This window comes from Staphylococcus sp. CoH_129_LAB_1, assembly GCF_058191515.1.
In genome coordinates, this window is the sequence record NZ_JBXWKZ010000031.1 from 15,177 (window position 1) to 28,106 (window position 12,930).

Annotated in this window: 12 protein-coding genes; 2 read left to right on the forward strand and 10 right to left on the reverse strand. The window is 28.1% G+C overall.

Features of this window, described 5'->3' with window-relative positions:
- The first annotated feature begins 310 nt into the window (after window positions 1-310).
- Complete coding sequence (locus tag AC2FB1_RS09150) at window positions 311-511, forward strand: cold-shock protein (RefSeq protein WP_490674917.1); 201 nt, start codon at window positions 311-313, stop codon at window positions 509-511.
- 95 nt (window positions 512-606) lie between these two features.
- On the opposite strand, the gene AC2FB1_RS09155 is transcribed toward AC2FB1_RS09150, so the two are convergent.
- The 10 genes from AC2FB1_RS09155 to AC2FB1_RS09200 form a co-directional block, all read right to left on the reverse strand.
- A protein-coding gene (locus AC2FB1_RS09155) for an IS3 family transposase (protein WP_490674918.1) occupies window positions 607-1,748 on the reverse strand; the annotation gives its coding sequence in 2 pieces (ribosomal slippage) (window positions 607-1,478 and window positions 1,478-1,748; 1,143 coding nt in all).
- Between the two features lie 232 nt (window positions 1,749-1,980).
- On the reverse strand, window positions 1,981-2,124 hold the full coding sequence (locus AC2FB1_RS09160) for a hypothetical protein (RefSeq protein ID WP_490674919.1): 144 nt from the start codon (window positions 2,122-2,124) through the stop codon (window positions 1,981-1,983).
- Window positions 2,125-2,199: 75 nt separating this feature from the next.
- A complete protein-coding gene (gene gtfB / locus AC2FB1_RS09165) occupies window positions 2,200-3,537 on the reverse strand; it encodes an accessory Sec system glycosylation chaperone GtfB (protein ID WP_490674920.1) in 1,338 nt (445 codons plus the stop codon).
- Window positions 3,530-5,041 (reverse strand): accessory Sec system glycosyltransferase GtfA, encoded by a 1,512-nt coding sequence (gene gtfA, locus AC2FB1_RS09170; RefSeq protein ID WP_490674921.1) that lies wholly within the window; start codon window positions 5,039-5,041, stop codon window positions 3,530-3,532. The genes gtfB and gtfA overlap by 8 nt, the downstream gene beginning before the upstream one ends.
- A 17-nt stretch (window positions 5,042-5,058) precedes the next feature.
- Window positions 5,059-7,449, reverse strand: a complete 2,391-nt coding sequence (secA2, locus tag AC2FB1_RS09175; protein ID WP_490674923.1) for an accessory Sec system translocase SecA2 — start codon at window positions 7,447-7,449, stop codon at window positions 5,059-5,061.
- Window positions 7,450-7,470: 21 nt separating this feature from the next.
- Window positions 7,471-7,977: an accessory Sec system protein Asp3 gene (asp3, locus tag AC2FB1_RS09180; protein WP_242306033.1), complete on the reverse strand. Its 507-nt coding sequence runs from the start codon at window positions 7,975-7,977 to the stop codon at window positions 7,471-7,473.
- 1 nt (window position 7,978) lies between these two features.
- Window positions 7,979-9,523 (reverse strand): accessory Sec system protein Asp2, encoded by a 1,545-nt coding sequence (gene asp2, locus AC2FB1_RS09185; protein WP_490674924.1) that lies wholly within the window; start codon window positions 9,521-9,523, stop codon window positions 7,979-7,981.
- Window positions 9,516-11,072: an accessory Sec system protein Asp1 gene (gene asp1, locus AC2FB1_RS09190; RefSeq protein WP_490674926.1), complete on the reverse strand. Its 1,557-nt coding sequence runs from the start codon at window positions 11,070-11,072 to the stop codon at window positions 9,516-9,518. Before asp1 ends, asp2 begins: the two co-directional genes overlap by 8 nt.
- A gap of 12 nt (window positions 11,073-11,084) precedes the next feature.
- Window positions 11,085-12,278: an accessory Sec system protein translocase subunit SecY2 gene (gene secY2, locus AC2FB1_RS09195; RefSeq protein ID WP_490674927.1), complete on the reverse strand. Its 1,194-nt coding sequence runs from the start codon at window positions 12,276-12,278 to the stop codon at window positions 11,085-11,087.
- Between the two features lie 148 nt (window positions 12,279-12,426).
- Window positions 12,427-12,660: an LPXTG cell wall anchor domain-containing protein gene (locus tag AC2FB1_RS09200; protein ID WP_490674929.1), complete on the reverse strand. Its 234-nt coding sequence runs from the start codon at window positions 12,658-12,660 to the stop codon at window positions 12,427-12,429.
- Here AC2FB1_RS09200 and AC2FB1_RS09205 point away from each other — a divergent pair.
- Window positions 12,629-12,930: hypothetical protein (locus AC2FB1_RS09205; RefSeq protein WP_490674930.1), on the forward strand; the 302-nt coding region annotated here is incomplete at its 3' end. The genes AC2FB1_RS09200 and AC2FB1_RS09205 overlap by 32 nt on opposite strands.

The window sequence follows — 12,930 nt, forward strand, 5'->3', positions numbered from 1 at the left end:
CAGTTCTTGCATTTCCTATAAATAAATCAGCGTTCATTTTATTTTCCAATCTCATATATATCGTAATTACTTGATTTAAGTATTTTAACTAATACTTAAATACCATCATTAAAGAATTTATTAATATTTCCAAAAGAAATTATGCTGAATTTCAAAATAATGCTGTACTTATTCATTCAAAACGTGTATAGTTGATTTCACGTAATAAACGCTCGTATTTTGGATTGTAGTATATTTTTATAGAATATTCTCTTTTAATTTATGAATTTGTTACAAATATGATGTGCAAAAGCACTTGGAGGTATTCTATATGAATAACGGTACAGTTAAATGGTTTAACGCAGAAAAAGGGTTTGGATTTATCGAAAGAGAAGACGGCGACGATGTGTTTGTTCACTTCTCAGGTATCGCTATTGATGGATATAAAACTTTAGAAGAAGGTCAAAAAGTAGAGTTTGACATCATTGAAGGTCAACGTGGCGAACAAGCAACAAATGTTGTCCCTGTTTAAAATAAATTTTAGAGACTTGCGACATAAATCCTAAAAAAGCCAGTAAATGAGGGCACTGAACCCTTAAAATGGGAACTTAATAAAAACACTATGTTCTAGGCTGCTAATTCTCTGTATTTTACAGGGGATAAGTAGCCTAGTTTTTGTTGAATTCGATTATTATTATAGTTTTTAATGTATTTTTCGACAATATCTATTACAATATGATTAGAGCTATTAAGCTGATTATTGATGTAAAAAGTTTCAGACTTTAGCGAGGAATGGAAACTTTCTATCGGGGCGTTATCGGCAGGTGTTCCCTTTCGGGACATACTTCTGATAATGCCTTTTTCTTCGCATAATTGATAATAAGCATAAGATGTATAAACGCTGCCTTGATCACTATGTAATATACATCCCTCGGGTATATCGATTTGATTTAATGTATCATTAACTAAACGTTGGTCTTGTTTATCATCTATTTTATACGCCACAATTTCTCCGTTATAAATATCCATTATCGAAGATAAATACAACATAGAATGACCAAATGGTAAATAAGTAATATCGGTTGTTAATACTTCCATGGGACAACTCGCTTTAAATTGTCTTTGTAATAAATTGTCTGTTTTATAATACGGTTTACCTATCCTTGTCGTTTTTTTAGGTCTAACTCGGCAGTTTAAATGATGCTTCTGCATAATTCTCTGTACTCTCTTATGATTAATTGATGATGTATAACATTGATTAATCAGTGCTGTAATCTTACGATAACCGTAGGTATAGTGGTTAGCTTCACATAATTCAATAACTTTTTGTGTTACAGTATCATTTTTATAGGTTTTGTTTTTCCATCGGTAATATGTTGATTTAGGTATGTTTAATACTTCTAGTATCAATTTGATTGAATAGTTTCCTTTTAATTGATCCACTAAATCTATGACTACTGTTGGTACCACTTCCTTTCCAATGCCTTGTACTTTTTTAAAATATCCAATTCTATATCTTTTCTCTTATTTTCTAATTTTAATTGTTCTACTTCTGACAGCTCTTCTAATCCTTTACCGTAGGTATATTGTTTACCAACGTGTTGTGAAAATCTATAACTTTCCCCATTTCGATACCATCGCCACCAAGTTTCCACTTGTGTTCTATTTCTAATATTTAATTCTTCCATAATTTCTTTTGTTGAAAATCCTGCTGCTTTCATTTCAACAGTTTTATACTTTGTTTCTACTGAATAAGAAACTCTTTTCATAGAAAAAACACCTCCGCATGATTCATTTTAATATGAATTCAACGAAAGTGTTTTTATATCATTCCCACTAATTGGGGTCAGTCCATGAGTTTTTATAAACCCATTTACTGGCTTTTTTATTTACAATATTACGTATTGTTGTTTGCATTCTTAAGGGGAGCTTCAGCCTGTAGTCTTTATTAGGTTGTCCTGTTTCCTCAAGAGTCCCGCCAAATACTTTGTCTTTATATGCTTACTCTTCTAATGGTGTTTTTTCGCGACTTATATATTGACGTGTTCTACCTATATATAACATTTTTGGTTGTTGCTTACTATGAATACTTTTCTCAGTGTCAAAAGTAAGTTCTAAGTAATCACCTTTATATCCTGGACTCAATTTACATATCGATAAACAAATGAAAATTAAAGATTTTATCTAGTATATTAATTCTAATCTCTTCATTTATATAAATTAACTTAGTGCCATATTAATACTATTAATAAATGTTTCACGTTCAATTTCATTTGCATAATCTTTTTGTAATTGTAACCTAGCACAGTATGTTTTATTGCTATTAGACATTTTTTGCAACATTACTGTCAAATTATTAATATCCTTTTCCATAACAATATTTTCAGTCGCAGTAAATATACGATTATGTGCTTCAGTAAGCATAGCAAAAATAATCATATCATTTTCAAATGCACGGCTAACTGCATTCAATAATTCATTACCTTTATTATTATCTAAATAAATATCACATTGTTGATATAATAATTCAATTGTCTCTTCATTTGCTACTGGATATAATCGAACATTATCATATTTACCTAAATCTAATAATTTATTAGACATTTCTGTAATAGCTGCAATATGGAAATTATAATTGCTATTATTTTTTAGTAACTCTTCAATACAAGACAATTGATCTGAATTAGTTAAAGTTAATATATTTTTACTCAATTGATTTTGTTTTTGATACTCATAGAGATAGCCACCTCTAAAGACTTTATTTCGTTCTTTATCATCAAGCCTTTGATAAATAGTTTGGTATTCTTCGCTATCAGGTATTATTATTGAATAGTCTCTGTTTAATGCTTCGTCAAACATAAGTTTCATGTTTCCAGGAAGAACTCCGTGACTATTTTCTTGCCAGATTAGAATTCCTTTTCCAATTGTATCCATTCTATATAATGCAATAAATGGCATAGCTAGTGAATTAAAAATAACCTCATCTAAATCAACATTAAGTTGCTTTAAGTAATATACAATAAATGCTTCTTGAGATTTAAAAAAATGTATTTTATTATTCCAGTTTAATACATAATTTCCAGTTACATAATTTTCATAAATGATTTCTTTCCCTAAACGGTCAAAGTACTTTTTCATTATAGCTTTACCACTTAAACTATAAACTATCTCTGCAAATTTAAAACCATTTTTATTATAAAAATCAACTGTACGTAATCGTTGCTTATTATCCAACCACTCAACTCGTTTTACAATTCGAGACTTAAAATTTGATTGATAAAAAATTCTACCTCTCAATTCTCCTAAATTTTTTATCTCACCCATATCGTTTGTACCTGTAATTTCCCAATAAGTTGGTACCTCTATTTCATTAAAGAATAGTGGTTTGTCTTTTTGATTAATTGGGTTTTTAGCAAAAAATTGATAAGGAGAGGTAACATCATCTGGTAAAAAACCATTATCTTCTAAACAAATTGTTAAATGATGATATCCAGAAAGTTTCAAAGAACGATGTAACAATTGTGAATGAAAATGATAATTATCAAATATATTAATCATGTAGCACCTCCTTAATTAGCATATTCCATTTTTCTACTATTCTTTGAGTTAAAAATTTACTGGCAATTTCATAGGAGGCACGTTCGGGATTTTTTGGTCCTTTTGTAAAATATTTAACAATGTATGAAGCTAATTCATTGATCTTTTCTTCTTTAAGTGAGGATTCCACATTACCAGACATAAGATAACCATTTTTATCATTATTAATAAACGTTGGATTTCCATAATTAACATTAAAACCAATCATTCCTAATCCAGATCCTACAGCTTCCATTAGCGTTAAACCAAATCCTTCACTTTGTGAAGCAGATACAAATAATTCATACTTTGAATATATATCTTTCAAATTAACATGGCCCTTTAATGTAATATAGTCATGAGCATTATTTTCATAAATAATTTTTTCTATTTTATCTTTTTCTCCACCCTGACCATATATATCAAACGTTAATTTAGGAATATCTCTCTTTGCTTTCACAACTGCCTTAGCTATCCAATCTACATTTTTCTCTTTAGCAAGTCGTGATGCAGTTATGATTGAATATGGTTGTCTCTTTTTATCTGGATAAGTAAGTTCATTTAAGCTACCTACAGGAATTGTCCTAATTAATGGCTTATCCTGAGTGAATTTAGAAAAATGTTGACTTAAAATATAGTTTTGTAAATCTGTCGCAGTAATAAAAAAGTCCACAAATTTCGCATTTCTAAATTGATATTCATAGTAATTATTCCACAAAATATTATCTTCATCTGTAGCATTATGACTAAAGTGTTCTGCATGAACTACAACACCCAATTTACTTATACCTTTATTTTGTATTACTGCTTGACCAATTTCTGTAGCTCTATCTAAAATTACTATATCCTTATTTGTTAAATGCAATTTATTAATAAAATATGAAACAAATTCTGCTTTGCTATATAGTTGAGCATCGTCAAATACAAAAATACTTTCTTTATCATCTATATATTCTTTATATGCAATTGTTCCATTTTCATTATAAAATTGTCTCATATATATTTTGGCATAATTTTTATATGGAGCATAATACTCCGAAAAAACTTTCGTGTAACTAAAAAAATCTTTTCTTACTAAGTAACCTTCAATAACAAACTCTACTCTATCCACATAATTCTCATCTACATTCTTCATATAACATGTTGCAAATGAGTTTTTATCATCATTGAAATATAATCTTTTTATTTTGCCATTATCCTCTATATGGGTGATTTCATTCCCAATTTCATTAATTAAATCTTCTATCGTATAAGTTGTTGGTGCAATTTTTATATCACTAAAATATTGGTATAACCAAATTATTTCATCATCTTTAAATCCTAAATTATCAGTCAATGTTTGAATATTTTCAGATGAAATGAAATCTAAAAAAATAAACTTAGCTTTTCTATTCAACTGTCTGAATAATTTAGCTCGATATGCTTGAGCGTATTCAATACCACTACTTGCCCAACCTATACCAAAATTTATATTATATACAGTCATCGTAAAACTCCTTTGTTTTATGGGAAATATATTACAAGATCTCCATGTTTATCAAAAGTAATAATACTTAAACATAAATTTCTTATAATATTTCTTTTTAATGTAATTATCATATCTTCATATGACTCTAATGCAACCTTATGATATTCATATATAGCATTTCTTTGCCCATTTTGACGATTATTAACGTTAGCTTTTAATTGCTGTAGATAATCTACTTGTTCAATCCATGCTATATCAATTGCTTTAATGATTGATTTTTGTATAAAACGTAATATAAAATAAGGATCTGCTGCTTTTTTTTGATTTTCCTCAAATTGATTTATAAAATGTTTCATTAAAAAATTAACAATATCCTCTTGATTATATACAGTTATCTTTTCGTTATTTGCATCAAAGTTGAACGATAAATTTTTATAAATATAGCTAATTACATCTTGTTCATCTTTTATATTAAATTTTTTTAAATCATTTATAAAAACATCTTTTGCCAATTGCTTATAATCAAATTGACTTTTATCAATCATATCTAAAATACGATTTCTTTCTTTATAAATTAAGTCTCTTTGGACACTAATACTTTTTTCAAATTCATTTGCCATTTCGCGTTGAACAATAGATGTCTCTTCTGAAACAGTTTGTGCTTTATTTACAATATTTTTTACTCTCATTTTAAAAATTTTACTATTTTCTAAAACTTTACTATTAGTTTGTTTCAACTTGTCATTTTCTAATAATTTAGATTGACTCCATTTTTTGACAACGTAATCATCTAGTGATACGAATATTTGCGATACTCCAGGGTCACCTTGTCGTCCAGAACGTCCTCTTAACTGTCTATCTACACGTCTATTTTCCATATGTTCATTAATAATAACTGCTAAACCGCCAATTTCATGAACACCTTTAGTTAATTTAATATCAGTGCCACGTCCTGCCATACTGGTAGCCACAGTGACTGCTGCTTTATTTCCCGCCTCCGCAATCATTTGAGCTTCTTTAGAAACATTTTGAGCAATTAATAAATTATTAGGTATTTCTAATTGAAATAGTTTAGTTGAAAAGTATTCAGCTGCTTCTGCTGTTCTAGTTATCAAAAGAACTGGTTGAGATTTTTTATGTTTTTTAACAACTTCGTTAATGATAGATTGGTTTTTTTCTTCTATATTTGTAAACACTCTGTCTTCCAAATCTTGTCTTCGAATAGGTTTGTCAGTAGGAATCTCAACTACGATTTTCGAATATAACTCAAAAAATTCTTTTTCTCCTTGTTTGCCTGTTCCAGTCATACCTGCAAATTTGTCAAAAAGTTTAAATAAGTTTTGAAAGGTAATTGTAGCCATAATACTTTTGTCAATAGATAATTCAACATCCTCTTTAGCTTCAATTGCTTGATGCAAACCTGACTGTAATTTCGTACCTGGAAGCATTCGTCCTGTAATTCTATCTATAAGCACAATTTCTCCATTTAATATAATATAATCTAAATTGTAATCAAATAGATACTTTGCTCTTAATGATAAATTAATAATACGAACTAAATCAAAATTCATTTCATTATATAAATGATTTATTTTAAAATAATCATTTGCTTTATCAATACCTTGTTTTGTTAACCATATTTCCTTTTTATTTTTATCAAGTTTAAAATGTTTGTCATCTTTAAGCGTATGTATATATTCTTTTACAACTTCAAATAAATTAGACTGTAATCTTGGTGCTCCAGATATAACAAGAGGTGTTTGCGCTGCATCTAAAATTATTGAATCGACTTCATCTAAAATTGCAAAATGTAATTCTGGTAAAAATTTAGATTTTTTATGATCCGCTAAATTATCAGTAAGATAATCAAACCCCAAACGACCATTTGTTGTATATATTATGTCATGTGCATATAACTTTTGTTTTTCACCAGCTTCATACTCATAATCTGGAATATCTATAAAGCCCAATGATACAGTTAAACCTAACCATTCATACAATGGTTTCATTTCCACACAGTCTCTTTTAGCTAAGTAATCATTCGTCGTAATTAAAAATGTTCTTTTCCCTGTTAAGGCATTTAGATATAAGGGCATCGTCGCAGTTAACGTTTTGCCTTCTCCAGTTTGCATTTCAGCTATATTGCCTTGATGCATTACTATAGCACCTAGCACTTGCACATCTTTAGGATACATACCTAATACACGGTAAGCAGATTCTCTGACTACAGCATATGCTTCTGGTAATATTTTATCTAGCGACTCTTTAGATTCTCGTATTCGTTTTTTAAATTCTTGAGTTTTTGCTTTTAATGCCTTATCAGTATATTCAGAAAAAACATGACTCATTTTATTAATACTAATTAATGTTTTTTTTAGTTTTTTTAGACGCATTTTATTAATAGTATTGTCAATTTTATTTGTCATTTGAACACTTCTTTCCGAATTTTATATTTTATTATGTCTGATTTTATCTATCGTTTTACTAATAACATTTGGCTGTGCCAAATGATTACTCTCTATATGTTTGTCTTCGATAATAATTCGTCGAAATTGTAAGCTTTGAAACCCAGCATTCATTAATTCAATATTATAAGAATAAGCATTTAGTGGGTATTCAAACTCAATATTATCATTTTCGATGATTATACTTTTAATCTTTTCACCATTTTTTTTATATAAATTGATTTTAAAATACACTGATTTTTCAGGGGTCACATTATATTCAAATTTAATTCTATACTTGCTTCCTTTTTTCAAAATCGGTAATGAAGGAACTTGCCTATTTGTGGAATAGCTTGATAACATATACCATTTGTGTATTACCATTCCAGAGGGGAGCAATGAATTATCTATTTTTACGGATTTGTTATTAAATTTTAGCCTAGTCCCATACATAAAAGTACTTTTATGTATTTTTTTCCACATGATATTGAAGCGATTATTTTGATTCATATTATTCTCTCCCAAATTGATTATTTAAAATAATATGATAAAAGTTAACAAACCAACTTGTTATGGTTGCTGAATCATCATTGTGCCTACCAGGAATACCACGAGTCATTACATGCGTTTTAGCGTTTCTTAACACAAACATTAAATCATCAAATGCTATATCATCATAATCATCATTTTCCATATAAGCAATAGCAAACGTAGTATTTTCAACTTCATTTGTCTTGAATTTTTTCCAAAAACGTTTATTTAAATTATTGATATTCTTTTTATCAAATGTATCTTCTTGTGCCATTAAAATATCAAGTACTGTTCCAAAATCATTAGGTCTCTTTAATTTCATATTTTCAGCAATTCTGCCTATATTTACTAGTGGTTTACCAATAATAACAGCTCTTGGGTTTAATTGAGCGCCATAGTATAATGCTCCAAATGATCCCATTGACAATCCAGATAGTATCAAATCATCATCTTTAAAATTTAAATATTCTAATGTATCTTTAATAATATTTTTAATACTATTTTCATATGCTTCAGAGCCAAGATAAAATGATCCTCCTTCAATTCTAGGATCTCCAATAAGTAAAAATGGTGCTTTTAAATTTTTCATCATATAATATCCTTCAAATCCTTCTGCTGAACGATATCCACTAAAATATACATTTAATGGTGGCTTTAAATCACCAGGATTGAAATAATGTATAAACTCTTCTCCATGTTCATCATTATAACGTTGACCTCCCATTATAAATTGACCCATCTCTGCACGAGACCAACGTTTATGAATTGCTCTAAGATGAACAACACCACTCCCCTTTGCTTTTACTACTATTGAAATATTTGCATCATAAGGTCTTGGCATCAATTCCACTGGCTGTTTTAAATCTTTCATTGTCAATGTAATAACATCTTTCGTATGTTCTAATGAGCCAAATGGAATTAATCTAATTACAAACTGGATGTCGACATTTCCTTCTATAAAAAATTCAGGCCATAACTGTACCATCATATTCTTGTCATAAACTAAGTTTTGATTCCAACTAACAATTGGTATATATGATTTTCCAAAATCTCCAGATAAAATAAGTTCCTTATTACCTAAGTATTCAAATTCTCCTTGAAATTTAGGATGCACTTCTCCCTTAATTGGAGAAACTTTATCTCCATATTGTTTTGTAAATGCGCCAGCTTTTAATTTATAATGTAATTCATCTATTGATTTATAATATAAGGGCTTAATAAATTTGTGCTTTAAAAGTAAATTATTTTCAAATTGAGAATCCCAATATTTTTCATCTACATAAATTGTATACGGTTCTCCAACTAATTCAATAACTTCCAACAATTCTTGGGAATATGTTGTTTGAATAAATACTAAATTAAATGAACCAACTTCCTCTATTAAATTTTCAATTGCTTCTAAATATCCACTTTCAAATGTAAATAGTATGGGATCAAGATAATCTATGTACACATTTTTTTTATCTTGAAAAATAGGTTCTAAATCTTCTCCCCCGATTTGCAATATATTAAAATTTCTAGACATAAAACTCTCCTTTTATCAAATCATCCACTATTTTAATTATCTTAGTCGAACTAAATTCGTCTACTAATTTTATAGAAGATGAATAAGAATAATTCCAGTTTTTCAAACTTAATAAGAAATAATCTAGTGCTTGTATCATATCAGTTGAATTTGGTATTATTACACCATTTATATCAGGTGTTACATATTCCGTTTCTATTATATTAATTTGAGGTACTCCTGCACTGATTGCGCTAATTTGTAGATATAAATCTGGTTCCTCTCCCAAATCTATAACAACTCTTAATGTTGAAATTGCTCTGATTAAATCATCTTCAAATAAGACTGATTCAATTTTAATCATTTCTATGAATTCCATTTCTTCTTCTAACACATCAGCGATTTCTTCATTTAATTTTTTTTGTTTTTCATTATACAATTTATTTTTTTCTTTTACTATATCTAATAACCATTTCGGTGTTTTACTTGCTATATCTTTCATTAAAATAGTGACTTTAAAGTTTTCTTTATTTTTTATATAATTATATAATTGATTTATAATAATTTCGACTGTCTCTCTTGATAGATTGTCTATCCAAAAACCAATATTAATATCATATAATTGAGAACTTATATTTTCTATTTTTTCAGTATCAAAAGGTGTAATTCTAAATACTTTCATATCAATTAAATTGTTATTAATAATAACATTACATTCTCGTTCATTTTTTTTTGTATCAACTAAGCAACTTTTCACAGGTTGCATAGATTGAATTAGATTTGGCGTTATGTTTTTATTTCTATTTGAAAACACAGAAAAACATAATTGATTTTCCTTAAAATAGCGAGTAATAAGGTTATTATGTCTTTGATCTGAAGCAACAATAAAATCGTCCGATAGGGTTATTTGATATGTGTAAAACTTTTCAACAAGTTCTTCTATAATTTCCAACATATTCTTATACTTATTATGATCTAATAAATCTTTAACGGGAGTATTAGTTAATACTTCTCCAGTTATTAAATTTTCAGTTAAAACTTTTTCACCTAATACATTTAAATAAGTTTGTTCAATCTCTATGTCGTTTTCATATTTAATAATAGAAGATATAAATCCTCTATCGTCAAATATCATCTTTTTCTGTTGTACTCCATTTTCAAATTCATGTATATGAAGAATATATCCTTCCTGATTAAACTTAATTTGAGAGTACATATTTTCACTAATAACTGCTTCTATCATAAATGGTGAATATACAAACTCTGTGTCTTTAGACCAATTTAGCTCTAAATAATCAATGGCTTTTGGTAACGTATTTGGTGCATTTTGTAATACATCAAATACAGACCAATAATCGCTTTCAAATAGATCATGTCTATGTAAAAATAATCTTAAATTGGGTGAATAATTCAATACTAATAATTTATATTTACGCCCATTTTTCTTATGCATAGATATTAAGCTAATCATATCATCAAAACCTGTTTTATTCGGCTTATAATAGAAAGGAAGTGTATTATCTTTCCACAATTTTTGTTCGCTATACCACGCAGGTATAAAATATCTCATTAAAATTCCTCCCTAATATTTATCTAATATATTTTTATATCGATCAAAATAAGAATATGCCCTTAATGTTTCTGTTATACTTATACCAATATAAATTAATATAATAAGTTGTATTGAAAAATATATCTCTTTTGAAAGTTCTGGTATCAATAATGAACAATATAATGGTACTGCTAATATCAATGCCACTGTAATTGAACCAAACCAGCAAATTATTCTTGCTTTTTTATTTAAATATTTTTCAGTTTCTTCCCCAGGGTTAATGTTTATAAAATAATTACCATTTTTTAAAAATTCTTTAGCTTTTCTTTTAGTATTAATCAGAAATCTAGATAACAAATATCCAAAAATGATTTGTATTACAATATATACTGTAATACCTATATGATTATCAAAGCTAAAAATCACCACATTCATTTCTTTATTCAAAAGTAAATTTCCAATTAAATTAATAATATTATTTAACAATAAGAATATAGATAAACTTATCATTATAGATATACTTCCTGCTGGATTTAATTTCCAGGAAAGATAAGAATGTGAATTTTGTGTAGACATATTCATGATGTCTTTATAATATAGTCGATACTCTGATAATTCTATATAGAGAAGTATTAACATTGCTATAACTAATAAACCAATCACAATAAATAAAGTTGGTGTGATATTTATACTAGATAATTGTTGATGGAATAAAGATTTTATTAAACTCATTAATACTATTGGCATAGGTCCCCCAATTCCATATGTTGTATTTTGGTCAGCTAGCCAGACTAATAGTAATGTGCCCGTCAGTAAAATCATTATTAGTAATAGAATATTTGCATTCTGAATAATATTACTCTGAACATAAGTATGGATAACATAGTATGCTTGGATCGAGGCTATAAATATTGTTAATAGTTTTTCCTTTAATTGCTTTTCAGATTGAGTCTGTTTAACAATATTATCAATGTCTCTATATTTGAATAACATAATAATAATCATTGCTGTTAACCAGGGTCCTAACCCCAACGAAAATACGTTTAATGAGTTTAAATCTCCACCGACATTTGAGATAGCCAATTTTAAAAAACTATTATGGTTTGATTTAATTTTTTCATTACCAATAATAGAAATATTACTTCCAAATATGTATATAGCAAGAATGGTTATTGTAAAAATTACTCTTTTGTGTAAAATTTTTATTTTTTTATTTTTTAACATTTTTCCACTTTCCACCTGAAGTTTTAAAATTTAATATGATTGCAAAGAGGCTAAAAACATAGTTGATTTACTATCATGTAAATTCAATATTATGTCTTAGCCTCTTTACTTTATTTCATATTATTATTGGTTACTATCTTTTGCTATGTTATTTTTTATCTCTTTTACTTTTACGTGATTTTTTCATTAGACCTAATCCAGTAAGTAATGAAAGAACAGCTCCCATCAATACATTTGTATTATTATTATCATTATTATTACCCGTCTCAGGAAGCCCTTTGTTTTCATTACTATTATGTTTGTGATTTGATTGTTGATCTACATTAGATGAGCTTGAATCAGAAACGCTTGTGCTTACTGACGCACTGTCTGATGTACTCATTGAGCTTGAATCCGATACGCTTGTGCTTAATGATGCACTGTCTGATGTACTCATTGAATTTGAGTCAGAAACGCTTGTGCTTAGTGACGCACTATCTGATGTACTCATTGAGCTTGAATCCGATACGCTTGTGCTTAGTGACGCACTATCTGATGTACTCATTGAGCTTGAATCCGATACGCTTGTGCTTAATGATGCACTGTCTGATGTACTCATTGAGCTTGAATCAGAAACGCTTGTGCTTACTGACGCACTGTCTGATGTACTCAT